Origin of the sequence: Streptomyces roseofulvus, assembly GCF_039534915.1 — a bacterium.
In the GTDB taxonomy this organism is placed as follows: domain Bacteria; phylum Actinomycetota; class Actinomycetes; order Streptomycetales; family Streptomycetaceae; genus Streptomyces; species Streptomyces roseofulvus.
This window is the reverse complement of record NZ_BAAAWE010000001.1, coordinates 826,005-851,580: the sequence shown is the minus strand read 5'-3', so window position 1 is coordinate 851,580 and position 25,576 is coordinate 826,005. Positions and strand designations below refer to the sequence as shown.

Sequence of the window (25,576 nt, the reverse complement as noted above, 5' to 3'; positions counted from 1 at the left end):
ACCCGTGCCGGTGGTCGCGGTCCGTAGCGGCTCCCGCCGACACCCCCGTACGGCAGCGTGGCCGCCATGAACGTCCGCCGCACCGCGCTCCCGCTGCTCACCGCCCTCCTGGTCGGCGGGTGCGTCGCGCTTCCGCAGCCGTCCGCGCCCCCCGCCCCGCAACCGCCGCGGACCGACCCGCCCGCGCTCGCTCCGGCCGCCCAGCGCCCCGCGTCGGCGCTCCCGGCCCGCCCGGAGCGGCCGGTCGAGCCCGAGCCCCGGGAGGAGCTGGCGGAGGCGGAGGGGGATCCGCGCGAGGCGGCCTCGGTGCCGGTGCGCGCGTCCGGGACCGTCCCCGCGCGCCGCCCGCAGGGGGACGGCGGGGCGCGGGCGCGGTACGGCCGCGGATCCGCCGCCCCACCCGCAGCCGCGCCGGCGCCCGCTTCCCTCCCGGAGTCCCGTACGCCGCCGCCCCGCCCCGCCGCGACGAAGCCCCGCCCGCCCCGGACCCGTACCGCGACCCCGCGCGGCATCCCCGCCCCCGCACCCCGGCCGGCGGGCGCGCAGGCCCCCGAGATGCGGAACCTGTGCCGCGAAGCGCAGCGGATCGACGCCCCCATGGGCGCGGCGGAGCTGTGCCGCGGCCTGTACGGCCGCTGACGGGCCGTCGAAGTGGCCCAGCCTCACGGCCCGTCAATGGACCAAGGAAAGCGGGCCACTTCGGCGTACCGTCGTGTCCATGGCGAACACCTCCCCGGCGTCCCCCACGGTCGCGGCCACCGGCCCCGCTCCCGCCCCCACCAGCGCGCGGCCGACCGCACCCCGCACCCTGCTCCTCGCCCAGCTGAGCAACTCCGTCGGCGACGGCGCCTTCTACGTGACCTCGGCGCTCTACTTCACCGGAGTCGTCGGGCTCTCCGCCGCCCAGGTGGGGGCCGGTCTCGCCGTCGCCTGGGCGGTCGGCTCGCCCGCCGGGGTGCCGCTCGGGGCGCTCGCCGACCGGCGCGGCCCGCGCGGCGTCTCCGTCCTCCTCGCGCTCGTGACGGCGGCGGCGGTCGCCTCCTTCCTCCTCATCGGCTCCTTCCCGGCCTTCGTCGCCGCCGCCACCCTGTACGCCTGCGCCCAGAGCGGTCTCGCCGCCGCCCGCCAGGCGCTGCTCGCCGGACTGGTCGCCCCGGCCGACCGGACCGCCGTCCTCGCCCGGCTCCAGGCCGTCCTCAACGGCGGCCTCGCCGTCGGCGCCGCCCTCGGCGGCCTCGCCCTGCACGCCGGCACGCGCGAGGCCTACCTCGCCGTCTTCGCGCTCGACACGGCCGGGTTCCTGTGCTGCGCCCTGCTGCTCGGCAGGCTCCCTGCCTCCGTGACCACCCCCGCCCCCACGACCGCGACCGCCGCGCGGGGCGCCGGCGGGACGGCCGTGCTGCGCGACCGGCCGTACGTGGTCCTCACGCTCCTCAACGCGCTGATGCTGCTGCGGATGCCGGTCCTCAGCCTGGCGCTGCCGCTGTGGATCGTGCAGCGCACGGCGGCGCCCGGCTGGACGGTGTCCGCGCTCTTCGTCCTCAACACCGCGGCCGTCACCCTCTGCCAGGTCCGCGCCGCACGCTCGGTCACCGACCTCGGCACCGCCGCGGCGGCGGTCCGGGGCGCGGGCGCCGTCCTCTGCGCCGGCTGCGTCGTCTTCGCGGCGGCCGCGCTCCCCGGTCTCGGCACCGGTGCGGCCGTCGCGGTCCTGGTGCTCGGCGCCGTCCTCCTCGTCGTCGGCGAGATGCGGCACGCGGCCGGCTCCTGGCAGCTGGGCCTCGGCCTGGCGCCAGCCGACCGGATCGGCCAGTACCAGGGCTTCTACGGCGCCGGAGTCCCCGTGGCCCGGTCGCTCGGACCGGTCGTCGTCACGACCCTGCTCATCGGCGTGGGGCCCGTCGGCTGGCTGCTGCTCGGCGGCGTCTTCGTCCTGGCCGCCGCGGCCACCGGCCCGGTATCCCGCTGGGCGGCCCGGACCCGGGACACGGCCGCGTAGGCCCCCGCGCGGTCAGGCCGCCCCGCCCCGGTCCCCCGTGAGCAGCGCGAACCCCGGCCGGTCGACGGAGACGCTCGCCGCCGCCAGGACCACGACGCCGGTGCCGGAGGCGCGGTCCAGTCCCAGCCAGGAACGGAAGCCGCCGGTCCCGCCGTTGTGCATCGTCACCGCCAGATCCCGGACCCGCAGCGTGATCCACGCCGCGCCGATCCTGGTCCCCGCGCTGAACGGGGCGACCGGATCGAGCGCGGCCGTCCCCGGCGCCGTGCCGTCGAGGAGTGCGGCGGTGAGCCGCGCCATGCTGCCGATGTCGGCCCGGATCCCGCCGGCCGGCCCCAGCGCCTCGCCCGTCCACGGCTCGCGCGGCCGGCCCCGCCGGGTCGTCCCCGTCAGGGCGCCGGGCCGCAGCCCGGACGGATCCGCGGGCAGATAGAAGCGGTCGAGCCCGAGCGGCCGGCCGATCCGGTCGGCGACCAGCTCCTCGTACGACGTCCCGGCGGCGGCCGCCAGCGCGTGCCCGAGGAGTTCGAAGCCGAGGTTGGAGTAGCGGGGCCGCGGCGGCCCGAGCCGCACCGAACGGGCCTGGTCGATCAGACCGGCCACGTCCTCGCCGTACGGATTGGTGCCGTGCCGCCACAGCGCGAACGTCCGCCGCCACGGCCGCGCGGAGGCCGGCACCCTCGGCAGGCCGGACCGGTGGGTGGCCAGCGCCCCCAGCGTCACCGCGCCGGCCGGCACGTCCGCCAGCGGCAGCAGCGCGCCGAGCGCCGTCCCCGCCGTCACCTCCCCGCGCTCCAGCGCGTCGGCGTACAGCAGCCCCGTGACGCCCTTCGAGACGGAGCCGATCTCGTAGTCCGCCCCGAGCCCCGCGCCGACGGAGGCCGTCACCGCGCCCCCGGGCCCGACGACGGCCCCCGCCACCGGGAACCGCCCGCCCGTCAGCGCCCGCAGGCGCCCCACCAGCCACTCGTCACCATGATCCCCACCCATGAGACCCACCCTAGGGCCTGCGCGGCGACCCGCTGTGACCCACGTCACGGATTCCGCTTTCCCTCTTTCCGTTATCCCCGTCCTCGGCCGAGGCTCTCCCAGGCGCAGGTATCACCGGGAACGGGCGAGAGAAGGACGGACGACGTGCAGCGGACCACAGGTGCGGACGAGATGACGGAACGGATACGGGCGGCGCAGTACGGGGACCCCTGGGCGTGCGACCAGGTCCTCGGCGCCCATCAGCCGCTCGTCCACGCCCTGGTGTCCCGCGCCCTCGTCGCCCGCCCCTCCGTCGCCGCCGGCACCGTCGTCCAGGAGACCCTGCGCCGGGCCCACGGCACCCTGCACACCCTGCCGCACCCGGAGGCGTTCCGGCCCTGGCTCGTCGCCCTCGCCGTGGACACCACCCTGGCGCACGCGGCCGCCGGGTTCGACGAGGCCGCAGGGTGGCTGGACGTGCAGGACGCGGTGCTCGCCGCGCTCGGCTCGCTGGAGGACGAGGGCCTGCTCCTGCGGTACGAGACGGCCGCCGCCCTCCAGTGGACACCGGAGGACACCGCCCTGCGCATGGAGACCGTGCGGACCCGCGTCGACGCGGCCCGGTCCGTCGGCGCCGCGCTGGCCCGCCGGCCGCGCTGCCCCCGGCTCCGGGAGATGACCGCCGGCTGGGACGGCCGCCCCGGCGCCGGCTGGCGCGACCATCTGGCCGCGCACACGACCCTCTGCGCGGCCTGCAGCGGGCTGGTGCCCGTCGTGCCGCCCGCCCCGGAAGTGCCCGAGCCCCACCCTCACCCTCAGCCTGAGGTCGAGGCCGCCGCCGAGGCCGACGCCGGCGCCCCGACGCGGGCGTACGACCTCGGAGGGCTCGCCGCGGTCCCCGCCGGGCCGCGCGGGACGCGGGCGGAGCGCCGGCGCCGGCGCCAGGGCGAGGAGCGCACCCGGCGCCGGGCCGCCGTCGCGGCCGGCATCGCGGTCGTCGCCGTGACCGGCGGGGCGTTCTCGCTGTACGGCGGGCGGGGCGGACAGGAGGAACTCCTGGAGGCCAACCGCGCCACCGTCCCCGGCCCCGACGTCCCCCTCACCCACGACCCGGACTCCCTCTCCGCCTCGGCCACCCCCCTCACCGCCGGCCCCTCGGCCTCCACCCCGCCCTCGGCCCCGGCGACCGCCTCCGCCACGCCCTCCGCGAAGAAGACCGCCACCGCCCGCCCCACCACGGCGACCCCCACCCCGCAGCGCACCACCGCGAGCCCGGTCGCCACCCCGCGGAAGCCGACCGCCGCCCCCACGACCGCCCCCGAGCCCACCCGGACGACCGCGACGCCGACGACCGAACCGGACCCGGGCGGCGGCAAGCAGAACGACCCCGGCCAGGGATCGGCCGCGGACCAGGTGATCTCCCTCGTCAACGCCGAACGCGCCAAGGCGGGCTGCGGCCCGCTCACCGCGAACGCCACCCTCACGAGCGCCGCGCAGGGCCACTCCGACGACATGGCCGCCCGGGACTTCTTCGACCACACCAACCCCGACGGCGACGGCCCCGGGGAGCGCGTCACCGCCGCCGGCTACCCGTGGACCACCTACGGCGAGAACATCGCCAAGGGCCAGACGACCCCCGAGCAGGTCATGGACGCGTGGATGAACAGCCCCGGCCACCGCGCGAACATCCTCAACTGCGACTTCAAGGAGATCGGCGTCGGCATCCACACCGACGGAGGCCCCTACTGGACCCAGGTCTTCGGCGCCCGCTGACCGGGACGGAAGGTCACCGCTCCGCCGCCGCGACCAGCGCGGACAGCTCGACCCGCGACCGGAGCTGGAGCCGGGCGTAGATGCCGCGCAGGTGGTGGTCGACGGTCCGCGGGCTGAGCGAGAGGCGTACGGCGACCTCCTCGTTCGTGGCGCCGTCCGCGACGAGCCGGGCGATCCGCCGCTGCTGCGGCGTGAGCCCGGCCAGGGCGGAGGGGTCGGGCCGCCGCGTGCCCGGCGCGCCCGTCGCCCGGAGTTCCGCGCGGGCCTGCCGGGCCCACCCCTCGGCGGCCGCCCGCTCGAAGGTGACCAGGGCGTCGCGCAGCGGGCCGCGCGCCTCGCCCGGACGGCGCCGCCGGCGCAGCCAGGTCCCGTACGCGAAGAGGGTCCGCGCCCGCTCGAAGTCGTTGCCGCCGGTCTCGTGGTGCCGCAGCGCCTCGCCGAACCAGCGGGTCGTCTCCTCGCCGTGCGGGGCCAGCAGGGCGCGGCAGCGGGCCAGTTGGGCGGGGGCCGGCCGGTCGAGTCCGTACGCCGCCCACCGCGCGTACTCCTCCGTCGCCGCCCGGGCCTCCGCCGCCCGCCCCGAGGCGACCGCCGCCTCCACGAAGCACGGGACGGCCAGCATGCGGAGCGCGAAGTGACCGCCGCGCGGCCCGGGGCCGACCAGCGGTGCGAGGCGGGCGGCGGCCTGGGCGGCGAGCCCGCCGCCCAGCTCCGCCCGGGCCAGCGCCCATTCGGCGAGCGTCACCGCCTGGGCGAGACCGTGCGGGCGTCCGATCGCGAGCGCCCGCTCCGCGTGCTCCGCGACCGACGGCCCGTCACCGGTCACCGACGCCACCAGGGCCAGCGCCGCGTGCTGGTGGGCCGCGGAGTTGAGCTGGCCGGTGGCGCGGGCGGCGCGCAGCCCCTCCCCGGCGGCGTGCCCGGCCCGCGCGTACCGTCCGGCGCGCAGCTCGGCGTACGCGAGGTGCTCGAGGATCCGGGGCACCAGCGACGCCCGCTGTTCCGCCCGCGCCCGCGCCAGCGCCCGGCCGTGCAGCCGGGCCGCCGCCGTGACGTCGCCGAGCACCAGCGCGGCCGACCCCGCCCGCAGCAGCAGCCTCGGCTCGTCGCCGGCCGCGCCGACCGCGACGACCGACGAGAGCGGGGTGCGCGCCCGGTCGGGGCGGACCGTGAGCGCCGCCCGCAGCCCCTCGGCGAAGCTCCGCTCGGTGCCCGGGACCGCCGGGGCCAGGTCGAGCGCGGCGAGACAGGCCCCGACGTCCCCCGCCGTCCACGCGGCCTCCATCGCGAGGAAGCGGGCGTCCGCCGCCTCGGCCGGCTCCCGGTCCCGCAGCACCTTCGCCGCCTGGAGGAACGCCTCGTGCGCGTCCATGACCGGCCCGCCCGCGAGCGCGGCGAACCCCCGCGTCACCAGCGCCCGTCCCCGCGCCGCGGCCGAACGCGCCCGCACCACCGGGGGAGGCCCGAGGCGGTCGGCCCGGTGCCGCTCGTGACGGTCGGGCGGGGCGGCGGCGTGCCGGGGGATCCCGCCGCGGTCCTCGTCGTGGCGGCGACCGCCCGGGTGACGCGGGCCGGCGCCCTGGCTGCGGCGGCCCGCGCGGGACGGGCCGCCTTCGCCGGCCGCCGCGCGGCGCAGGAACGGGTCGGGGAAGACGAGGTCGCCGCCCCGGAGACGGAGCAGCCCGGCCGCCACCAGGCCGTCGAGGGCCTCGGTCGGCACCCGGAGGGACCGGGCGCGGGCCAGGGTCGGGCCGGTGGCCGCGCGGTCCGGGTCCCCGGGCGCCGGACCGGACGCCTCCGGCGCGCCGCAGGCCCGGGCCACCACGCCCAGCAGCCGGCGCGCGTCCGCCGGGAGGGCGCCGAGCAGCCCGCCGTACACCGTGACCAGGACGCCGTCGTCGACGAGCCGCCCCGGCCGGGGGACCGTCCCGGCGAGCACGCCGGGGGCGAGCCGGCGGACGGTCTCGACCAGGACGCCCGGGTGCCCGGCCGCCTCGTCGAGGAGCCGCTCGCCGACGGCGGGGTCGACGCGCCCTCCGGCGGCGTCGGCCACCAGCGCCCGGGCGCTCGCGCGGCACAGGCGCGGCAGCCGGACCGGCGGCGCGGCGTCCGCGGCGTCCGCCGCGGGCAGGGGACGGCCGGGCGCGGCCGCCACGAGCCAGCCGAGGCGGGCGCCGCCCCGCGGGCGCGACGCCCGCCAGTGCGCCGCGAACGCGGCCCGCGAATGCGCGTCCCACAGCGGGAAGTCGTCGAGACAGAGCAGCACCGGCTCCCGGCCGGGCAGCGAGGCGAGCGCCGCCGCGATCCCGTCCGGGCCACGGGCGAGCCGGGCCGCCCGGCCGGCCGCCGCCGCCGACGGGGCCAGCGCGTCGAAGAGCGCCCGCGCCCCGCTCCACGGCACCTGCCGGGGCGGCGCGCCGACCACGCACGCCGCACCGGGGAAGTCCCGCGCCGCGCGGGCCAGCAGGGCGGAGCGCCCCTCCCCGGGGCCGCCGGCCACCCGGACCAGCGGCTCGGCCCCGAGCGGCCGCACCGCCGGGGACAACAGCTGGGAGACGGCGGCGAGTTCGGCCTCCCGTCCGTACAGCACGGGTCCGGTGTCGGCGGTCACGCCCGTCACGCTAACGGGCCCGGGGGCGGACCGGCACGGAGCGGTACGGGGGTCTGGGCCGGCGCCCAGACCCCCGGCCGCGGGGCTGTGCCCGCGCACAGGAAGCCGGCATCCGTCAGGTTCGCCGGATCCCGGCACGGCCCGTCAGGAGCCCAGCGGACAGGTGCCGCGGTACTCGTCGATCGTCAGGCTCGGCCGGGGCAGCGGGCAGAGGAACTGCTCGTACCGGGTGTCGTCGTCGAGGAACCGCTTCAGCCACGCGAGGCTGTACTTCGCGATCGTCGTGTTCGACGAGTTGGGGGTGAAGTGGGTGGCGCCGTTCAGCTCCAGGTACGCCTTGTCGAGGCCGGAGGGGAGGCTCTCGTAGAACGGTTCGGAGTGGGTGAGGACCGGGGCGATCGTGTCGCCGTCCGCGCCGATGACCAGAGTCGGGGTGCTGATCTCGGGCCAGGTCTTGTCGGTGTTCCAGCCGGTCAGCGGCACGGCCGCCTTCAGGCTCGGCCGGCTCTTCGCCGCTTCGAGCGTGCCGCCGCCGCCCATCGAGTGGCCCATCACGCCGAGCCGCGAGGCGTCGACCCGGTCCCGCACCGGGCTCCTCTGGGTGAGGTGGTCGAGGGCGGCGAGGAGCTGGCGGCCCCGGCTGTCCGGCTGGTCGAGCGTGGTGAGCGTGTCGATGACGAAGACGACGAAGCCCTGCGAGGCCAGCCGGGGTCCGAGCCAGGCCACCGACGACTGGGTGGCGGTGAACCCCGGCGAGATCGCCACCGCGCCGAACGTGCCGTCGGCCGTGCTCGTCGGGTAGTAGATGGTGCCGCCGCCGAAACCGGTGGCGGCGAGCGAGGAGACCGAGGTCTGCGCGACCGCGTACGGGCCGCGCAGCGCCTCGACGCTCGCCTCGGTGGGCGCGGGGCCGCGCTCGTACGGATTGCCGGTCGCCGCTCCCGCGCCGGGGGCGAGGAGCAGCGCGAGGCCGGCGGCGACGGAGGTGGCCGCGGCAAGGGATCGCTTCACGACGAAGTCGTCCTCTCGTGTCGTGGTACGGCCACCCCCAGGGGAGGCCGCTGCCGTGGGACGGCCCCGCCACTGTGGGGGCGGCGGGGAAGGCCGTCATCGGCACAATCACCGGCCCCCGGCGACGGCGTCCCCCCGGCGCGGACCGACCGAAGGGCCTCGGCATGGCGTGGGCGCCCGTGAGGGGCGCGGTGTGCGGGCCCGGCGGCATGAGGCGGGCACGCCCGTGACGGGCGCGGTGTGACGGGCCGTGGGACACTGCGGGCTCAGCCCGATCACCCGAACGGCCGACAGGAGGCCCGATGACCGTCCGTACCCGGTCCGCCGCGTCCCCCGCGCTGCTCGTGCGCCACGGGGCCCTGGCCCCGGCCGGCGCGGTGCTCCTGCTGCACGGCGGGCGGGCCGACGGGCTGGAGGCCCCGCCGTTCCCGAACCTGCCGGCCCTGCGCATGCGGCCCTTCGCCGAGGCCCTGCGGCGCGCGGCGCGCGGCCGGGCGGTGCTGGTCGCCGAGGGCCGCTACCGGCACCGGGGCTGGAACGGCGAGCGCGCCGACGCCGCCCGGGACGCGGAGAGCGCGCTCGCCGCGCTGCGGGACCGCTTCGGGCAGATCCCGGTCGTGCTCGTCGGCCACTCCATGGGCGGCCGGGCCGCCCTCGCCGTCGCCGGGGACCCGGCCGTCCGGGGCGTCGTCGCCCTCGCGCCCTGGTGCCCGCCGGGCGAGCCGGTCGCCCACCTCGCGGGCCGCCGGCTGTACCTGCTGCACGACGAGACGGACCGCGTCACGGCCGCCCGCGACTCCTGGGCCTTCGTCACCCGGGCCCGGGAGGCCGGCGCGGACGCCACCGGCGTCCCCATGCCGGTCGGCGGCCACACCATGCTGCGCGGCGCCCGCCTGTGGCACCGGCGCGCCACCGCCCTGGCCCTGGAGACGCTGGGGACCGCGCCCGCCTGACGCGTACCGGACACCCGCCGAGGGCGCGTCCGATTCGCGGGACCGGACATAACGGGACAGGATCGGGGCGGAGAGGGGGCCGGTGACGGCGCCCCCGACGCGGTCGCGCGGCCCGGCCCGCCGCGCGCCGCGCGAGCCCGGAGGAGGCGTCCGTGTCGGAACTCATCGTGATCGGGTACGAGGACCGTGCCGCCGCCGAGGAAGCCCTCGGCACGGTGCAGGACCTGCAGCGCGACCAGGTGGTGGTGCTCAACGGCCTCGCGGTCGTCTCCGTGGACGCGGAGGGCGGCACCCACGTCGACACGTCGAGCCGGGTCGTGGGCGCCACCGCCGCGACGGGCGCCCTCTGGGGCACCATCTTCGGCATCCTCTTCCTGGCCCCCGCGGTCGGCGCCCTCACCGGCGCCGCGCTCGGCGGACTCGTCGGCCGGCTCAGCAAGTCCGGCGTCGACGAGCGGTTCCGGCAGCAGGTCGGCGACCTGCTGCGGCCGGGCGCCGCCGCCGTCGTGATCATGGCCGCGAAGCTCACCGAGGACAAGTTCACCGCGGCGATGCAGCGCCACGGCGGCACCGTCCTGAAGACGTCCCTCAGCGACGCGGACGAGAAGGAGCTGGCGCAGCAGCTGGCCGGCCCCGAGTGACCCCTCTCTCGTGTCAGCCCCGGCGCCCGACCCCACAGGAAGGCCCCTCCCATGGACCCCGTGCTCAGCAGCGAGGTGCTCGCCAAGCTGCGTCAGCCCCGGCCGTACCCGGCCGTCTCACTGGTGATGCCGACGCACCGCCGCGGACCGGACAACGCCCAGGACCCGGTGCGCCTGCGGAATCTGCTCGCCGAGGCCGAGCGGCGGCTCGGCGACGATCCGGACGTGCCGCGCGAGCGGCGGCTCGACATCCTCGACCAGCTGAGCCGCGCCACCGCCGAGGTGGACCTCACGCACGCCGAGGACGGCCTCGTCGTCTACGCCGCGCAGGGCGAGCACCAGGTGTGGTCGCTGCCCCGGAGCGTGCCCGAGCGGGTGGTCCTCTCGGACACCTTCCTCACCCGGAACCTGGTCGCGGCCCGCGCCGCCGCACAGCCGTACTGGGCCGTCGCCGTCGCCGCCGACCGGGTCTCCCTGTGGAGCGGCGACCCCCAGCGGGCCACCGAGGCCACCCGGGGCGGCTTTCCGCTGACCCGGGGCCTGGAGCCCCAGGACGTCGAACGCGAGGAACGCGTCGGCGACGTCCCCAGCCTCTTCCGGGACGAGGACACCCGGCAGTTCCTGCGCGAGGCGCACGAGAAGCTGCGGGTCCTCCTCGCCGCCGAGCCCCGCCCGCTGTACGTGCTCGGCTCGGCCGCGGCGCTCGGCGCGGTGCAGGAGCTGGGCCCGCTCGCCCCCGACACGGTGACCGTCGAGCACGGCGGCCTCGCCGACGGCCCCGCCGCCGCCGTCCACGCCGCCGTCGAACCCTCCCGCGCCGCCCGGGCGGCCGCCGCCGTCACGGCGCTCTCCGCCGAGCTCGACGCGGCGCGCGGCCGACGCGAGTTCGCCGGCGGCATCGACGAGGTGTGGCGGGCGGCCAAGGAGGGACGGGCCCGGCTCGTCGCCGTCGAGGAGGACTACCGGACGGTCGTGCGCGAGGAGGGCGACCACCTGCAGCCGGCCGAGACCGGCGACGCCGGCGCCCGCGACGACATGGTCGACGAGATCGTCGAACGGGCCCTGGACACCGGCGCGGAGGTCCGCTTCGTCCCCGGGGGCACCCTCGACGGGCAGGGCCGCATCGCCGCCGTCCTCCGCTACTGACGCCCCGCGCCGCGCGGGCGCGGACCACCGGGCCGGGCCGCTCCCGCCGAGCGCCCCGGCCCGCCCGCGTCAGCTCCCCCGCTCCACCCGGAAGGCCAGCAGGGCCGTGTCGTCACGGTGGTCGGACAGCTGCTGGAGCACGCGGAGGAGTTCGGGGAGCGGGAGGCGGCGGCTGCGCGAGGACTCGGCGGCCAGCCGGCGCTGGCCCTCGTCGATGGCGGCGGACGGCGTCTCGATGAGGCCGTCGGTGTAGAGGAGCAGGGTGTCGCCGGGGCGCAGGACGTGGCGGTGGGTCGCCCGGGGGAGCTCGGAGGCCACGCAGAGGGGCGGGTCGGCCGCGCCGGGGAGGTAGCGGGCGTCGCCCACGGCGGGGACCAGCAGCGGCGGCGGGTGCCCCGCGCTGGACCAGGTCAGCCGCCACGTGCCGGCCGCGCCGCGGCGGAGGGTCGCGTGCAGGGCGGTGGCCAGGGGCGCGGTCGCCAGACCGGCCGAGACCTCGTCGAGCCGGGCCAGCACCTCGTCCGGCGCGGCCTCCGGCCCGCCCGCGTACGCCAGGGCCCGCAGCATGCTGCGCATCTGCCCCATCGCCGTCGCCGCCGTCAGGTCGTGGCCGGCCACGTCCCCGATGCCGAGGACGAGCGTCCCGTCCGGCAGCGTGAAGGCGTCGTACCAGTCCCCGCCGATCTCCCCGGTCGAACTGGCCGGCTGGTAGCGCGCCGCCAGCGCCCCGCCCTCCACCGGCGGCGGCTCGGTCAGGTGCGCCCGCTGGAGCCCCAGCGCGGTGCGCCGGGCCCGCTGGAGGTCCAGGACCTTCTGGATCGGCCGCTGGGCGTGGTGCAGCACCTCCCGGAGGAGTTCGGACTCGGCCGGGCCGGGGATCGGCGTGTCGCCGTTGGTGCTGCTGGCGGCGTACCCGAGCACCAGGTCGTCGACGATCAGCGGGACGAGGGTGAGGCTGGTGGCCCCCGAGGCGGTCAGCCAGCGTTCGCTGACGGTGGGGATCAACCCGGGCGGCACCGGGCCGCCGGGCGTCAGCGGGAAGGTGACCGGCACCCGCCCCTCCAGCACCTCGCGGACCGCGGGCGTCACCGCCACCCGCTGCCCGCGCAGCGCGGGCGGCGCCGGCAGCCCGGGCCGGGTCGCCGACGCGATCCGCCGCGCCGTCACCCCGGCGTGTTGGGGCAGCGGCCACTCGTCGTGCGACAGCAGCAGGATCAGGCAGGCGTCGGTGAGCTCCGGCACCAGCACCTTCACGACCTCGGCGAACGCCTCGGGCAGGCTCGCCTCCGTCACCGCGGCGACCTGCGCGAGCAGCCGCTCGCGCAGCCGCGTGCCCCAGGCGTCCTCGATGTCGGCGGTGGCCGCCACCCACTCGGCGACGCGCCCGTCCCGCAGCACCGGCACCGAACGGGTGGACAGGTGCCGGTACGAGCCGTCGGCCGCCCGCACCCGGAACGTCGCCTCGAAGACGCCGGGCCGCTCGCCCTCCCGGGCCGCGCGCCGCCACCCCGCGCTCAGCTTCTCCCGGTCGCGCGGGTGGATGTGCGGGTACCAGCCCTCGTCCGCGCGCGGGTGCCAGGGCCTCCCGGTCAGCTGCTCCCAGCCGGGGACGAGCTCCTCCATGGACCCGTCGGCGCCCATCACCCACACCATCTGGGAGACCGCGGAGACCAGCGCCTCGTACCGCTGGAGCGCCTGGGTCTCGGCGGTGGTGTCCATGGCGAGGACGAGGATCCCGGGGCCCCGCTCCGTGGTGACGGGGCTGCACGAGTAGACGAAGTGCCGGGCCTGCCCGGGGGCGCCGGGGTCGGTGCGCCGCTCGCCGACGACCTGCCGGGCCCGGCCCGTGGCCCGTACGGAGTCGAGCACGGCCAGGAAGCGGTGCCCGTCGGAGTCCGGGAAGGCGACGTGGGCGGGGAGGCCGATCCGCCGGGGGCCGAAGAGCCGGGTGAACGCGGTGTTGGTGTAGAGCAGCCGCCCCTCGGGGCCCGCGAGGACGGCGACGGCGGCGACGGTACCGTCGAACATCCTGGGGTCGACGGGGGTCCCGCCGAGGGTGGCGCCGTCCGCGCCGGAACCTGCGGCGAACCGGTCCGTGCCCGTCCCGCCGGGCTCCGTGCCCGTCCCGCCGGGCTCCGTGCCCGTCCCGCAGTCCCCCGTGCCCGTCCCGGCCGTGCCCGTGCCGGGATCCGGCCCGTCCCCGGGCACGTCCGTGCCGTGTCCGCCGGGCCCTCCCGCGCGCTCGCCGCCCTTCACGCTCTCATCATCGCGGCGCGGGCCCGTCCCGGCCCGCCGCGGCGCCGCCGTACGGCGGTGTCCGGTGTGGTTGACGCGCGTCGACCGACCCGCCAGGCTTCCTCCCGACAGGCGTTGCCTGACAGATGCATGACACGCACGGTCCTTGTTCTCCGTACCCGCCGAGGTGGAGGCCGCCCGTATGTCCCCGCACTCCCGCGCATCCGTTCCGCCCGTGCCCCTCGCGTCCCCCGTGTCCCGACTCCTGCTCGCCCTCGTGCTGCTGCTCGCCGGCCTCACCGGCGTCGTGGCCGGCGCGGGTCCCGCCCGCGCCGACGCCTGCTACACCTGGTCGCGCACCCTCTCCCAGGGCGCGACCGGAGCCGACGTCACCCAGCTCCAGATCCGGGTCGCCGGCTACCCGGGCTACGGGGGCGTCCTGGCGATCGACGGCTCGTACGGCCCGGCCACCGCGGCCGCCGTGTCGCGCTTCCAGTCCGCGTACGGCCTGGCCGCCGACGGGGTCGCCGGACCCGCGACCTTCAGCAAGCTGTACGCCCTCCAGGACGACGACTGCACACCGATCCACTTCACGTACGCCGAACTGAACGACTGCAACACCACCTGGGCGGGCGGCGCCGTCAGCGCCGCCACGGCCAAGTCCAACGCCCTGCGCACGATGTGGAAGCTGGAGGCCCTCCGGCACGCCCTCGGTGACGAGCCCATCCGGGTGACCAGCGGCTTCCGCAGCACCGCCTGCAACTCCGCCGTCGGCGGCGCCTCGGACAGCCGGCACCTCTACGGCGACGCCGCCGACCTCGGCTCCGGCCCGCACTCGCTGTGCCGGCTGGCCCAGCAGGCGCGCTACCACGGCTTCAACGGCATCCTCGGCCCGGGCTACCCCGGCCACTCCGACCACACCCACGTGGACCACCGGTCCAGCCGCTACTGGTCCGCCTCCTCCTGCGGCATCTGAGCCCGCGCCCGTGCCCGGTCCGTCCGCGCGCGAGCGGCGCGGCCGGACCGGTCACGGAGACCTCAGAAGGTGACCCCCACATGGGCCAGCGCCTGCTTCAGCAGGACGCCGTGGCCGCCGGGCATCTCGCTCTGGACGGCGGGGGAGGCGGCCTCCCGGGGGGTGAACCAGACGAGGTCGAGGGCGTCCTGGCGGGGGCGGCAGTCGCCGCTCACGGGCACGATGTAGGCGAGCGACACCGCGTGCTGGCGGGGGTCGTGGAACGGGGTGATCCCCGCGGTCGGGAAGTACTCCGCCACCGTGAAGGGCTGGAGCGAGGCCGGCACCCGCGGGAGGGCGACGGGACCCAGGTCCTTCTCCAGGTGCCGCAACAGGGCGTCCCGGACGCGCTCGTGGTGCATCACGCGTCCGGAGACGAGGGTGCGGTTGATGGTTCCGTCGGCGCCGATGCGGAGCAGCAGTCCGATGCTCGTGACTTCGCCGCTGTCGTCCACCCGTACGGGAACCGCGTCGACGTACAGGATCGGCATCCGGGCGCGAGCCGTGTCCAGCTCGTCCGAGCTCATCCAGCCGGGCGTGGTCTCAGTCATGTCAGACATCGCCTGATCATACTTTCCGCCACGTCCGCTCCGCTGTGATTCCGGCGTCAGCCGTTCGGGTGGCTCCTGGGACGGCACCGCCCCGGTCACTTGACCGACCCGGCCATCACCCCCTGGACGAAGTGCCGCTGGAAGGCGAAGAAGACCACCAGCGGGACCACCAGGGACAGGAACGCCCCCGGCGCGAGGACCCCGACGTTGGAGCCGAACTGCCGCATCTGCGACTGGAGCGCCACGGTCAGCGGCTGGGACTCGCCGTCGGCGAAGAGCAGCGCCACCAGCATGTCGTTCCAGACCCACAGGAACTGGAAGATCGTCAGGCTCGCGAGCGCCGGCCGCCCCAGCGGCAGCACCAGACGCCGGAAGATCCGCCACTCGCCGCCGCCGTCGAGCCGGGCCGCCTCCAGCATCTCGCGCGGGATCTCCGCGAAGAAGTTCCGCAGCAGGAAGACCCCGAACGGCAGACCGTACGCCACGTGGAAGAGCACCACCCCGGCCACGGTCCCGAACAGGCCGACGGCGCCGAAGAGTTTCGCGACCGGCAGCAGTCCGATCTGCACCGGCACCACCAACAGGCCGACCACCACCAGGAAGAGCCCGTCCCGGCCGGGGAACTCCAGCCAGGCGAAGGCGTATCCGGCGAGCGCGGCGATCCCCACGACGAGGACGGTGGTGGGGACCGCGATCAGGACGGTGTTCCAGAACGCCTGGACGAGCCCCGAATCCTCCAGTAGCGCACGGTAGTTGTCGAAGGAGAGCTGCGACGGTTCGACGAGTGACGTCCACCAGCCGTCCGACGCGTTGTCCCGCTCGGAGCGGAGCGAGGAGAGCAGCAGCCCCGCCAGCGGGGTGATCCAGACCAGGGCGACCAGGACGAGCAGCGACTGCACCGCCGCGCTCCCGAGCCACCGGGTGACGCGCGTGGGACCGTTCATGAGCCGCCGCCCTTCCGGAAGCGCCGGATGTTGAAGACCATCGCCGGGACGACGAGCAGGAGCAGCAGCACGCTGAGGGCGGCGCCGAGCCCCTGGTCGTTGCCGCCGCCGAAGGAGACCAGCCACATGCGGGTGGCCAGCACGTTCGCCTCCTCCTGCACCGGCCCCGGCGCGATGACGTAGACGAGGTCGAAGACCTTCATCACGTTGATGACCAGCGTGACGAGGACGACCGTGAGGACGGGGGCGAGCAGCGGCACGGTGATCCGGCGGAAGATCTGCCGCTCGTTCGCGCCGTCCACCCGGGCCGCCTCCATGACGTCGCGGGGCAGGGCGGCGAGCCCCGCGCCGATCAGCACCATGGAGAAGCCGGTCCACACCCACAGGTAGGCGCCGATGATCGCCGGGGTGACGAGCGTCGGGCCGAGCCAGTCGACGCCGCCGTACCCGGCGGCGAAGTTGGCGGCCGGCACCCGCAGCCGGTACGTGCCGTCGCCGAGCCCGTCGAGGCGGAAGGTGCCGTCGGCGGCGGTGCGCGCGGACGCCACCGCCGTCCCGTCGCGGACCGCCTCGACGGTCATGCCGGGCAGTCCCTTCTCCGTCCCGTCGACGGCGCCCGGCCGGCCGCCCGCGCCGGGCGTGAAGTCCAGGTACACGGTCCCGGACAGCGTGCCGGGCGCCGGTTCCGGGGCCCGCGCCGGCCCCGCGTCCGCCGGTACGGCCCCGGGGGCGACGCCCACGAAGGGCAGCACGGCGACGGAGCCTGGCCGGAGCTCGCCGGTCGTGTACCCGTCGGCCGGACCGCCGGACAGGCCCCGGCCGTCCCGGGCGCGGGCGGTCGGGTACGGGGCCGGCTCGTCGAAGGCGTCGTGGACGCCGACCACCACCGCGTTGAGCACCCCCCGGTCGGGATCCTGCTCGTACGCCAGCCGGAAGACGATGCCCGCGGCGAGGAACGACACGGCCATCGGCAGGAACAGGACGAGCTTGAACGCGGTCGCCCAGCGGACCCGCTCGGTGAGCACGGCCAGCACGAGCCCGAGCCCGGTGAGCAGGACGGGGGCGACCACCACCCAGACCGCGCTGTTGCGGAGGGCCTTGAGGGTGGCCGGGTCGCGGACCATCTCCAGGTAGTTGTCCGCGCCGACGAACCGGTCGCCGCTCGCGTCGAACAGGCTGCGGACGACGGAGAAGACGACCGGGTACGCGACGAGCGCGCCCAGGAGCAGGAGCGCGGGGAGGGCGAACGCGGCGCCGAGGAGTCGCCTGCCGCGCCGGGCGCGGCGCCGCGGATCGCCCGCGGCGCGCGCCTTCGGCGGCCGGAGGGTGGGGGAGCGCCGGTCCATGACGGGCTGCCGATCCATGGCGGTCCGGCCTCAGTTCCCGTACGCCTTGGCGGCGGCGGCCTCCAGGGCGGCCGCGGTCCGCGCCGGGTCCGACGGGTCGCGCAGGAAGTCCTGGAGCAGCTTCCACTCGCCGGCGCCCTTGGTGCCGCCGAAGGCGGCGGGTGCCTGGTCGGACATGTCGAAGCGGACGTCGTCCCCGGCGGCGACGAGCGAGGCGGCGGTGGCGCGGGCGGTGTCGTCGGCGTACGCCTCCGGCTTCACGTCCTTGTTGGGGGAGAGGAAGCCGCCGGCGCCGGCCCACACGGCGGCCGCCTCCGGGGTGGCCAGGTACTCCAGGAAGCGCATGCCGGCGTCGGCGTTCTTCGCGTCCTTGAGGACGACGGCGGCGTCGCCGCCGCTGACGACGGGCGCCTTGCCGGAGCCGACCGGCGGGAAGGGGAAGAACTTCGCGTCCTCGCCGGGCTTCCGGCCGAACTCGTCCTTGGCGACGCCCCCGACGAAGTCGCCCTCGTAGACCAGGGCGGCCTTGGGCTCGGGGCCGAAGACCTTCTCCACGGAGCCGGGGAAGTCGGTGCGGAGCGCCTCGGCCGCGCCACCCGCGACCAGCCGCTCGTCCTTGAAGACCTCGGCGAGGGTGGTGAGGGCGGTGACGACGCTGGGGTCGGTCCACTTCAGCTCGTGGCGGGCCAGCCGGTCGTACTTCTCCGGTCCGGCCTGCGAGAGGTAGACGTTCTCGAACCAGTCGGTGAGGGTCCAGCCGTCCTCGCCGGCGACGGCGAAGGCGGGCCTGCCGGAGTCGGCGAGCGTCCGGCCGGCCGCGAGGAGTTCCTCCCAGCTCTTCGGCTCGGTCACCCCGGCCTGTTCCAGCGCGTCGGGGGCGTACCAGACGGTCGACTTGTGGGCGGCCTTGAAGTAGAGGCCGTAGAAGGTGCCGTCGACCGTGCCGTAGTTCTTCCAGACCGGTGCGAGGTTGCCCGCGGCGGTCGATGCGGCCTTCTCCGACAGCGGCTTGAGCCAGCCGGCCTCGGCGAACTGCTGGAGGACGCCGACCTGGGGGACGAGGACGACGTCGGGGGCGTTGCCGCCCTCGATCTTGCTGCCGACGAAGGTGGAGACGTTGTCGCCGGAGGGGACGAAGACGGTCTTGGCGCCGGTCTTCGCGCCGAACGCGTCGAGGACCTTCTTGAAGTTCTTCTGTTCGCTGCCGGTCCAGACGCCGGCGACCGTGACGGTCGTGCCGCTGAGTTCGCCGCCGGACGCGCTGTCGTCGGTGCTGCCGCAGGCGGTGGCGGTGAGCGCGAGGGCGAGGGTGGCGGAGAGCGCGCCGGCGGCGCGGAGGGTGGTGAGGGAGGGTCGTCGCATGGTCGTCCTTCCTTCGCTTCGGTACTTTCATGTTAAGTACCTATGACGAAACCATGTCAACGGGCAGGGGCCAACAGCCCAGTAACGAAGGAGACTTGAGGCGACCACTACCTAACGTGCAGGCAGGGGAGGGATCGCGGCCAGCTCCCGTGTCAGCCGCCGCACCCCCTCCTCCGGCGAGGTCCGCAGCGCCAGCACGTCCTGCGCGACCGCCTGCACCGCCAGGCTCACCTGGTCGTACCGCGCGCTCTTCGGCCGCGGCACCGCCGCCAGCACGCTCTCCCGCAGGATCGGCAGATACGGGTGGGCCGCCACCAGCTCAGGATCCGTGTACAGCGAGGCCCGCACCGGCGGCAGCGACCCGCGCGTCAGCACCTGCCGCTGCACCCGCTCGCTCGTCAGATACGCGAGGAAGTCGGCGGCCGTCGCCGGATGGCGCGACCGGGCCGACACCGCCAGGTTCGAGCCGCCGAGCACGCTCGTCCCCGGCCCGTACGGCCCCGGCAGCGGCGCCGCCTCGAACCGCCCCGCCACCTTCGAGCCCGGCCGCCCCGCGTCCGCGTACACATACGGCCAGTTCCGCAGGAACAGCAGCCGCCCCTCCTCGAACGCCGACCTGGACTCCTCCTCCGTGAACCGCAGCGCCTCCCGCGGGATCCACCCCTCCCGCACCCCGTCGGCCAGGAAGGTCAGCGCCGCCCGCGCCGCGTCCGAGTCCACCCCGACCCGCGCGCCCTCCTCCCGCAGCACCGTCCCGCCCGCCGACTGGATCGCCTCCGTCACGTTCACCGTCAGCCCCTCGTACGGCAGGAACTGGCCCGCGTAGCCGCCGAGTCCGTGCCGCGGCGCCAGCGTCCGCGCCAGCCGCGCCAGCTCCGCCCACGTCCGCGGCGGCCGCTCGCCCGCCGCGTCCAGCACGTCCTTGCGGTAGTACAGCAACCCGGCGTTGGTCACGTACGGCACCGCGTACAGCCGCCCCCGGAACGTCGCCGTCTCCACCACCGGAGGCAGGAACGCCGCCAGGTCGAAACGCTCCCGCTCCAGCGGCGCGACCAGCCCCGCCGCCGCGAACTCCGACGTCCACGCCACATCGATGTTCAGCACGTCGAACCGGCTGCTGCCCGAGCGGAGTTCACTCAGCATCTGCGCCCGCGTCTCGTCCGCGGAGTCCGGCAGCTCCACCAGCGTCACCCGCTCCGCCGGCCGCCGCGCGTTCCACTCCGCCACCAACGGACCCAGATAGTCCGTGAGATCGCCCGCCGTCACGAACGTCAGCGCGCCCCGCCCCCCGGACGGCCCCGCCCCGGACGGCGGCGCGCCTCCGGCACACCCCGCCAGCAGCACCGCCACCGCCAGCACGCCCCTCGCCACGGACCGTACCCACCCCATGCGTTCCTCCCGGACGTGGTGCCGCACGCGACGGTCCATCGTGGCAGACCCACGGCGCGCCGCATCGGTGATACTGGTCCGGCGGACCCGGCGACCGCCGGTCCACCGGCCCCGGGCCACCACCACCGGGCCGGGAACGGCGCACGACACAGAAGGGGGAGCGCGTGCGGCAGCAGCTGCTGGCACTGCTCACCCGGGGCCCCGCCCACGGCTACGAGCTCAAGCAGGGTCTTGAACAACTCCTCGGCTCCGCCTACCCTCAGCCCAACGTCGGCCAGGTCTACGTGACCCTCGGCCGACTGGAGAAGAGCGGACTCATCGAGGGCGAGGACGTCGAGCAGACGGGCCGCCCGAACAAGCGGATCTACCGCCTGACCGACGCCGGACGGGAGGCCGTCGCCGCGTGGTTCGAGGACACCACCGACGAACCCCGGGTGCGCGACGGATTCTTCATGAAACTCGCCCTCGCCCCCCTCTCCGGACTCGCCGACCCCATCGCCCTGATCAACCGGCAGCGGCGGCAGCACCTCAACACCATGCGCAGCCTCTCCCGGCTCGCCGCCGGCGAGGACCGGGACAACAAGATCGCCCAGCTCCTCATCGAGGGCGCGATGCTGCACCTCCAGGCCGACCTCGACTGGCTGGAGCGCTGTCAGGAGGAGCTCGAATGACCGGAGGGCCCGGTGCCCCGCCGGGGTCGATCGTGCACGCGGAGGGCCTGACCAAGACCCACCGCGGCGACCGCGCCCCCGTCCACGCCGTCCGCGGCGTCGACCTCACCGTCCGGGAAGGCGAGTTCGTCGCCGTCACCGGCCCCTCCGGCGCCGGCAAGTCCACCCTCCTCCACCTCGTCGGCGGCCTCGAACGCCCCGACACCGGCCGCCTCTGGATCGGCGGCGAACGCGTCGACGCGTACGGCGAGGCACGCTGGGCCGTCCTGCGCCGCCGCAGCGTCGGCGTCGTCTTCCAGTTCTTCAACCTGGTCTCCCATCTCACCGTCGCCGACAACGTCGAGCTGCCCGCCCTCCTCGCCGGCGCCACCCCCCGCGCCGCCCGCGCGAGCCGCGCCGAACTCCTCGCCGAACTCGGTCTCCAGGGCCGCGAGAACGCCCTCCCCGCCGCCCTGTCCGGCGGCGAACAGCAGCGGGTCGCCCTCGCCCGCGCCCTCGTCAACCAGCCCGCCCTGCTGCTCGCCGACGAACCGGCCGGCAGCCTCGACAGCAAGGGCACCCGGGACGTCCTGCGCCTCCTCGCCCGCTTCCACGCCCGCGGCCAGACCATCCTCATGGTCACCCACGACGCCCGGATGGCGAGCGCCGCCGACCGCGTCATCAGCTTCTTCGACGGCCGGATCGCCGACGACGCCCCCCTCGGCGACCCCGCCCCCGCCCGCCCGGGGGTGACCGGAGTACTCGACCTGGAGGACTGACCGCGAGAAGGGGAGCCGAGGCGACGAGGAAGGGACGGCGACATGCGGGCGACCTGGCGATGGGTCCATTCCGACCTCCGCACCCACCGGGGCGAAGCCCTCTTCGCCGTCCTCGCCAGCGCCGGCGTCATCGTCTCCCTGCTCCTCTCCGCCGCCCTCCTCAGCTACGCCGTCAACCCCTGGCAGCGGCTCTTCAACCAGTCCCGGGGCAGCCACGTCTGGATCCACGGCCGCGACGACGGGCACGGATTCGACCCGGCCGACCTCGCCCCGCTCGCCGCCCTCGACGAGGTCGCCGCCGTCTCCGGCCCCTTCCGCACCGCCACCGCCGCCCTGGAGACCGGCGGCACCCGCGCCGGCGTCGTCCTGCGCGCCACCGGAACCAGCCCGCCCGACACGGGCCGCCCCCTCCTCACCGCCGGCCACTGGCTCACCGCCGGCGCCCCGGCCGACCAGATCGTCCTGGAACGCACCCTCGCCCGGACCCTGTGGGCCGAACCCGGCGAGACCGTCACCGTGACCCTCACCGGCCGGCACGGCCCCACCACCCGCACCCTGCGCGTCGCCGGCGTCGCCGAGACCGCCGAGCCGCGCTACCGGGCCGGCCAGGGCAACGGCATCGGCTGGATCCTCCCCGGCACCCTCGACCGCCTCGACCCCGCCACCACCGGACAGACCGCCGGCCTCCGCCTCAAGGACCCCGACGACACCGACTACGCCGTCCAGCGCGCCGTCACCCTCCTCGGCGCGGCCCGCATCGACCAGGTCACCAAATGGCAGCAGGCCAAGGCGGACATCGGGGGCGACGACCGGCTCCTCGGCCAGATCTTCGCCGCCTTCGGCCTCGCCGCCCTCCTCGCCGCGGCCGTCGCCGTCGCCGGGGCGGTCCGGGCCCGCGTCCGGGGACAGGCCGGCGACATCGCCGTCCTCAAGGCCGTCGGCTTCACCCCCGGGCAGGTCGTCCGCGGCTTCCTCCTCCAGCACTGCGGCTTCGCCGTCGCCGGCGCGGCACTCGGCACCGCCGCCACCCTCACCCTCGGGCGGTGGACCCCCGGCCGGATCGGCGACGCCGTCGCCCTCTGGCCCCGCATGCCCGGCCACCGCGCCGCCGTCGTCGGCGTCCCCGTCGCCGCCGTCCTCCTCATCGCCGCCGCCACCGCCCTCGCCGCCTGGCGGGCCGGCCGCGTCCCCCCGGTGCCCGCGGCCCGCTCGGGCCACCCGGCCGCCCGCCCGCTCTCCGCGCTCGGCCGCCGCGCCCTCGGACTCCGCCTCTCCCCGGTCCTCGTCCTCGGCTGGCGCTCCGCCTTCACCGCACCCGGCCGGACCCGGGCCCTCGGCGCCACGGCCCGGCTCGCCCTCCCGCTCGCCCTGATCACCGTGGCCCTCGTCGCCTGGACGACCCTCGGCCAGTTCCGTACCGACCCCGCCCGCGTCGGCCGGGCCGCCGCCCTCACCGTACGCACCGAACAGCCGCCGACCGGCGACGGCCTCACGGCCGCCCTGGAGGCCGTCCCCGGCGTCGCCGACGCCGTCCCGGGCGCCGAGTTCACCGCCCTCGTCCCCGGTCAGACCGGCACCCTCACCCTGCGCGGCCTCGGCACCCGCGCGGCGCCCTACCCCCACACCGTCGTCGAGGGCCGCGCCCCCGACGGCCCCGACGAGGCCGTCGCCGGCCAAGGCCTCCTCGACCTGCTCGGCGTACGGGTGGGGGAGTGGGTCCGGATGACCGTCGAGGGCCGCCCGCAGATCCTCCACCTGGTCGGCCGCAGCATCGAACCCGACCACGGCGGCCGGGTCGTCTCCACCACCCTCGACACCCTCCGCGACGGCGCCCCCGGCCTGCGCCCCGCCTTCCACGCCCTCGTCCTGCGCCCGGACGCCGACCCCCGGGCGGTCGCCGCCGCCGTCCCCGCGGCCGCCGGCGCCCGCGTCGAGGTCCGCGGCACCGCCGACCCGGCGGACGGCGAGGGAGCCCCCCGAGGCGTCCTCGCCGCGCTCGTCGCGGTCCTCGCCCTGATCGCCCTCGTCGAACTGCTCACCCTGATCGGCACCGGCGTACGCGACCGGGTCCGCGACCTGCTCGCCCTCCGGGCCATCGGCCTGACCCCCCGCCAGATCGGCGCCGTCGTCGTCACCTCCGCCGCCCTCACCACCCTGGCCGCCGCCCTCCTCGGCACGGCCGCGGGCGCGGCCCTCGGCCACCGCCTCGTCGACGCCGAAGCCGCGGCGACCGGCCTCGGCGCCGGCGTCGCCCGCCTGCCCGACCCGGCCGTCCTCGCCGCCCTGGTCCTCGCCGTCACCGCCACCGGAGCCCTCGCCGCCCTGCCGCCGGCGGTCCGCACGGCCCGCCGCCGCCTCGTCGACTCCGCCGGAGAGACGCTGTAGCCCGCACCGGCCCCGGCGCCGAAACCAGGTGCCCGAGCGGCCTCCCCCCTGGTCTACTGCTCCGATGACCGAGACACCGACCGCCGTTCGGGACGCGCTGCACGGGCTCGCCTTCGGCGACGCCTTCGGCGACCGCTGGTTCCGGATCCTCCGCCGGGACGGCGACGCACCGCTCCGGGCGCGCACGCTGCCGTCCGAGGAGCAGTGGCGCTGGAGCGACGACACCGCGCAGGCGCTCGTCCTCGTACGGGAACTCGCCGACGGCGACGGCACCGTCGACCAGGACCGCCTCGCCCACGCCCTCGCCGCCGCCTACGCCGGTGACACGCACCGGGGCTACGGCGCCTCCATGCACGACGTCCTGCGCAGGATCGGCGCCGGCGAGCCCTGGCGCGAGGTCGTCGCCGGCCAGTTCGACGGACAGGGATCGTGGGGCAACGGCGCCGCCATGCGGGTCGCCCCGCTCGGCGCCTGGCACGCCGCCGACCTCGACACCGCCGCCGAACAGGCGGCCCGGCAGGCCGTCGTCTCCCACCACCACCCCGAGGCGGTCGCCGGAGCCGTGGCCGTCGCCCTCGCCGCCGCACTGGCGACCCGCAGCCGCGGCGGCCCCGCCCCGACGCGCCCCGACCTCCTCCACGCCGTCGCCGCGCACCTCCCGGAGAGCGACGTCCGCTCCGGCGTCCGGATCGCAGCCCGCATGCCCGCGCACACCTCCGTCCGGCACGCCGCCGAAGTCCTCGGCTCCGGCTACCGCATGTCGGGCCCCGACACCGTCCCCTACGCCCTCTGGTGCGCGGCCGGCCACCTCGACGACCTCCACGAGGGCCTCTGGACCACGGTCGCCGGACGCGGCGACATCGACACCACCTGCGCCATCGCGGGCGGCGTGATCGCCGCCCGCACGGGTGTGGCCGCCCTCCCCGCGGCCTGGCACGCGTCCCGCGAGCCGCTCCCGGACGCCCTCTGAGAGGGCGCGGGTGCCGGGCCGTCACCCGGTCGGCCCCGCGCCACCCAACGGGCCGGCGTCTCCCGCGTACGGCCCCGGGCCTCCCGCCGCGGCGCCGTGTGCACCGACCACACCACCGACACCAGGGGCACCGCCACCACCGCGCCGACGACGCCCGCCGCGATCGCGCCCGCGACCACCGAGTTGCCGACCAAGATCAATAGTATTGTCCGGTCTGTACGAGATCGTGCGATGACCGGAGGTCGTCATGAAGGACTTCAAGTTCGAGCGCAAGCGGTCGCTCTCCCGGCAGGAGGCCGCCGACCAGCTGACCGCCCTGGCCGACGCGCTCAGGGCGGGCGGGGAGGCCGAACTCGAACTGAGCGGGGGCGTGCTGAACCTCCGGATCCCGGACGAGCTCCGCGGCGAGATCGAGCTGTCGGTGGAGGGCGGGGAGGTCGAGCTGGAGGTGGAGCTCAAGTGGCCGGTCGCCGGAGCCGCGGGGAAGAAGTCCTCCGCCGGGAAGCCGGTGGTGGCGAAGCCGGCGGTGACGAAGGCCGTGGCCAAGAAGGCGGCGAAGAAGGCCGCGAAGAAGGTCGCGCGGAAGGCGCCTGACGAGAAGCCTTCCGCGAAGAAGGTGGCGGCCAAGAAGGCGACCGCGAAGAAGGCGACCGCGAAGAAGGCGGCAGCCGAGAAGGCCCCGTCGGCCGAGCAGGCGGCGCCGGCCGGGAAGGCGGCGAAGAACGCCCCCGGGAACGGCGCCGAGAAGGGCCCGGCCAAGAAGCCTTCGGCGACGAGGGCCACGGCCAAGCCCGCCAAGCCCGGCAAGTCCGCCAAGCCCGGCAAGGCCCCCGCCAAGCGGTCGTGA

At 76.7% G+C, this 25,576-nt stretch carries 21 protein-coding genes; 12 read left to right on the top strand and 9 right to left on the bottom strand.

What is annotated here, in order from left to right:
• Positions 1 to 66: 66 nt before the first annotated feature.
• Together ABFY03_RS03940 and ABFY03_RS03935 are read left to right on the top strand one after the other, a co-directional pair.
• Positions 67 to 639, top strand: coding sequence for a hypothetical protein (locus tag ABFY03_RS03940; RefSeq protein ID WP_346169181.1), 573 nt, complete (start codon positions 67 to 69; stop codon positions 637 to 639).
• 79 nt (positions 640 to 718) lie between these two features.
• A complete protein-coding gene (locus ABFY03_RS03935) occupies positions 719 to 1,999 on the top strand; it encodes an MFS transporter (protein ID WP_346169180.1) in 1,281 nt (426 codons plus the stop codon).
• Positions 2,000 to 2,011: 12 nt separating this feature from the next.
• Here the strand turns inward: ABFY03_RS03935 and ABFY03_RS03930 are convergent, their stop codons facing one another.
• Positions 2,012 to 2,989 carry a serine hydrolase domain-containing protein gene (locus ABFY03_RS03930; protein WP_319012693.1) on the bottom strand — a complete coding sequence of 326 codons (978 nt, stop codon included), beginning with the start codon at positions 2,987 to 2,989 and terminating at the stop codon, positions 2,012 to 2,014.
• A 144-nt stretch (positions 2,990 to 3,133) separates the two neighbouring features.
• Here ABFY03_RS03930 and ABFY03_RS03925 point away from each other — a divergent pair, with 144 nt between their 5' ends.
• Positions 3,134 to 4,741, top strand: a complete 1,608-nt coding sequence (locus ABFY03_RS03925) for a CAP domain-containing protein (RefSeq protein WP_346169179.1) — start codon at positions 3,134 to 3,136, stop codon at positions 4,739 to 4,741.
• Positions 4,742 to 4,754: 13 nt separating this feature from the next.
• Here ABFY03_RS03925 and ABFY03_RS03920 read toward each other — a convergent pair whose 3' ends face one another.
• Together ABFY03_RS03920 and bdeA are read right to left on the bottom strand one after the other, a co-directional pair.
• Positions 4,755 to 7,352 (bottom strand): helix-turn-helix transcriptional regulator, encoded by a 2,598-nt coding sequence (locus ABFY03_RS03920; RefSeq protein WP_346169178.1) that lies wholly within the window; start codon positions 7,350 to 7,352, stop codon positions 4,755 to 4,757.
• A gap of 144 nt (positions 7,353 to 7,496) precedes the next feature.
• Positions 7,497 to 8,363: a bis(hydroxyethyl) terephthalate hydrolase gene (gene bdeA / locus ABFY03_RS03915; RefSeq protein ID WP_346169177.1), complete on the bottom strand. Its 867-nt coding sequence runs from the start codon at positions 8,361 to 8,363 to the stop codon at positions 7,497 to 7,499.
• Positions 8,364 to 8,665: 302 nt separating this feature from the next.
• On the opposite strand from bdeA, the gene ABFY03_RS03910 reads away from it, so the two are divergent.
• The 3 genes from ABFY03_RS03910 to ABFY03_RS03900 all read left to right on the top strand — a co-directional run bounded on the left by ABFY03_RS03910 (position 8,666) and on the right by ABFY03_RS03900 (position 11,103).
• Entirely contained in the window at positions 8,666 to 9,316 is a 651-nt protein-coding gene (locus ABFY03_RS03910) for an alpha/beta hydrolase (RefSeq protein ID WP_346169176.1), read from the top strand.
• 152 nt (positions 9,317 to 9,468) lie between these two features.
• On the top strand, positions 9,469 to 9,957 hold the full coding sequence (locus ABFY03_RS03905; RefSeq protein WP_319012688.1) for a DUF1269 domain-containing protein: 489 nt from the start codon (positions 9,469 to 9,471) through the stop codon (positions 9,955 to 9,957).
• A gap of 51 nt (positions 9,958 to 10,008) precedes the next feature.
• The gene (locus ABFY03_RS03900) at positions 10,009 to 11,103 is read left to right on the top strand and encodes a baeRF3 domain-containing protein (RefSeq protein ID WP_346169175.1); all 1,095 of its coding nucleotides are present in this window, start codon (positions 10,009 to 10,011) and stop codon (positions 11,101 to 11,103) included.
• Between the two features lie 69 nt (positions 11,104 to 11,172).
• Here ABFY03_RS03900 and ABFY03_RS03895 read toward each other — a convergent pair whose 3' ends face one another.
• Positions 11,173 to 13,359, bottom strand: coding sequence for a SpoIIE family protein phosphatase (locus ABFY03_RS03895; protein ID WP_346169174.1), 2,187 nt, complete (start codon positions 13,357 to 13,359; stop codon positions 11,173 to 11,175).
• Between the two features lie 214 nt (positions 13,360 to 13,573).
• On the opposite strand from ABFY03_RS03895, the gene ABFY03_RS03890 reads away from it, so the two are divergent.
• A complete protein-coding gene (locus tag ABFY03_RS03890) occupies positions 13,574 to 14,314 on the top strand; it encodes a D-Ala-D-Ala carboxypeptidase family metallohydrolase (protein ID WP_319012685.1) in 741 nt (246 codons plus the stop codon).
• 62 nt (positions 14,315 to 14,376) lie between these two features.
• Here ABFY03_RS03890 and ABFY03_RS03885 read toward each other — a convergent pair whose 3' ends face one another.
• The 5 genes from ABFY03_RS03885 to ABFY03_RS03865 all read right to left on the bottom strand — a co-directional run bounded on the left by ABFY03_RS03885 (position 14,377) and on the right by ABFY03_RS03865 (position 19,945).
• On the bottom strand, positions 14,377 to 14,913 hold the full coding sequence (locus ABFY03_RS03885; RefSeq protein WP_319012684.1) for an NUDIX hydrolase family protein: 537 nt from the start codon (positions 14,911 to 14,913) through the stop codon (positions 14,377 to 14,379).
• Between the two features lie 86 nt (positions 14,914 to 14,999).
• Positions 15,000 to 15,848, bottom strand: a complete 849-nt coding sequence (locus ABFY03_RS03880) for a carbohydrate ABC transporter permease (protein WP_346169173.1) — start codon at positions 15,846 to 15,848, stop codon at positions 15,000 to 15,002.
• Entirely contained in the window at positions 15,845 to 17,194 is a 1,350-nt protein-coding gene (locus ABFY03_RS03875) for an ABC transporter permease subunit (protein ID WP_346172196.1), read from the bottom strand. Before ABFY03_RS03875 ends, ABFY03_RS03880 begins: the two co-directional genes overlap by 4 nt.
• 30 nt (positions 17,195 to 17,224) lie before the next feature.
• Positions 17,225 to 18,556: an ABC transporter substrate-binding protein gene (locus ABFY03_RS03870; protein ID WP_319012682.1), complete on the bottom strand. Its 1,332-nt coding sequence runs from the start codon at positions 18,554 to 18,556 to the stop codon at positions 17,225 to 17,227.
• Positions 18,557 to 18,667: 111 nt separating this feature from the next.
• Positions 18,668 to 19,945: an ABC transporter substrate-binding protein gene (locus tag ABFY03_RS03865; protein ID WP_319012681.1), complete on the bottom strand. Its 1,278-nt coding sequence runs from the start codon at positions 19,943 to 19,945 to the stop codon at positions 18,668 to 18,670.
• A gap of 164 nt (positions 19,946 to 20,109) precedes the next feature.
• Here ABFY03_RS03865 and ABFY03_RS03860 point away from each other — a divergent pair, with 164 nt between their 5' ends.
• From ABFY03_RS03860 to ABFY03_RS03840, 5 genes are all read left to right on the top strand, one after another.
• Positions 20,110 to 20,616 carry a PadR family transcriptional regulator gene (locus tag ABFY03_RS03860; protein ID WP_031003756.1) on the top strand — a complete coding sequence of 169 codons (507 nt, stop codon included), beginning with the start codon at positions 20,110 to 20,112 and terminating at the stop codon, positions 20,614 to 20,616.
• The gene (locus tag ABFY03_RS03855; RefSeq protein WP_319012680.1) at positions 20,613 to 21,374 is read left to right on the top strand and encodes an ABC transporter ATP-binding protein; all 762 of its coding nucleotides are present in this window, start codon (positions 20,613 to 20,615) and stop codon (positions 21,372 to 21,374) included. The genes ABFY03_RS03860 and ABFY03_RS03855 overlap by 4 nt, the downstream gene beginning before the upstream one ends.
• A 42-nt stretch (positions 21,375 to 21,416) precedes the next feature.
• The gene (locus ABFY03_RS03850) at positions 21,417 to 23,759 is read left to right on the top strand and encodes an FtsX-like permease family protein (RefSeq protein WP_346169172.1); all 2,343 of its coding nucleotides are present in this window, start codon (positions 21,417 to 21,419) and stop codon (positions 23,757 to 23,759) included.
• A gap of 64 nt (positions 23,760 to 23,823) precedes the next feature.
• A complete protein-coding gene (locus ABFY03_RS03845) occupies positions 23,824 to 24,729 on the top strand; it encodes an ADP-ribosylglycohydrolase family protein (protein ID WP_319012678.1) in 906 nt (301 codons plus the stop codon).
• Between the two features lie 247 nt (positions 24,730 to 24,976).
• Positions 24,977 to 25,576 carry an amphi-Trp domain-containing protein gene (locus ABFY03_RS03840; RefSeq protein ID WP_346169171.1) on the top strand — a complete coding sequence of 200 codons (600 nt, stop codon included), beginning with the start codon at positions 24,977 to 24,979 and terminating at the stop codon, positions 25,574 to 25,576.

Bases quoted from the DNA above. Each gene is read 5' to 3' on its own strand.
- ABFY03_RS03940 (WP_346169181.1), top strand. From the start codon at position 67: ATGAACGTCCGCCGCACCGCGCTCCCGCTGCTCACCGCCCTCCTGGTC.
- ABFY03_RS03935 (WP_346169180.1), top strand. From the start codon at position 719: ATGGCGAACACCTCCCCGGCGTCCCCCACGGTCGCGGCCACCGGCCCC.
- ABFY03_RS03930 (WP_319012693.1), bottom strand. From the start codon at position 2,989: ATGGGTGGGGATCATGGTGACGAGTGGCTGGTGGGGCGCCTGCGGGCG.
- ABFY03_RS03910 (WP_346169176.1), top strand. From the start codon at position 8,666: ATGACCGTCCGTACCCGGTCCGCCGCGTCCCCCGCGCTGCTCGTGCGC.
- ABFY03_RS03900 (WP_346169175.1), top strand. From the start codon at position 10,009: ATGGACCCCGTGCTCAGCAGCGAGGTGCTCGCCAAGCTGCGTCAGCCC.
- ABFY03_RS03885 (WP_319012684.1), bottom strand. From the start codon at position 14,913: ATGTCTGACATGACTGAGACCACGCCCGGCTGGATGAGCTCGGACGAG.
- ABFY03_RS03880 (WP_346169173.1), bottom strand. From the start codon at position 15,848: ATGAACGGTCCCACGCGCGTCACCCGGTGGCTCGGGAGCGCGGCGGTG.
- ABFY03_RS03875 (WP_346172196.1), bottom strand. From the start codon at position 17,194: ATGGACCGGCGCTCCCCCACCCTCCGGCCGCCGAAGGCGCGCGCCGCG.
- ABFY03_RS03870 (WP_319012682.1), bottom strand. From the start codon at position 18,556: ATGCGACGACCCTCCCTCACCACCCTCCGCGCCGCCGGCGCGCTCTCC.
- ABFY03_RS03865 (WP_319012681.1), bottom strand. From the start codon at position 19,945: ATGGGGTGGGTACGGTCCGTGGCGAGGGGCGTGCTGGCGGTGGCGGTG.
- ABFY03_RS03855 (WP_319012680.1), top strand. From the start codon at position 20,613: ATGACCGGAGGGCCCGGTGCCCCGCCGGGGTCGATCGTGCACGCGGAG.
- ABFY03_RS03850 (WP_346169172.1), top strand. From the start codon at position 21,417: ATGCGGGCGACCTGGCGATGGGTCCATTCCGACCTCCGCACCCACCGG.
- ABFY03_RS03845 (WP_319012678.1), top strand. From the start codon at position 23,824: ATGACCGAGACACCGACCGCCGTTCGGGACGCGCTGCACGGGCTCGCC.
- ABFY03_RS03840 (WP_346169171.1), top strand. From the start codon at position 24,977: ATGAAGGACTTCAAGTTCGAGCGCAAGCGGTCGCTCTCCCGGCAGGAG.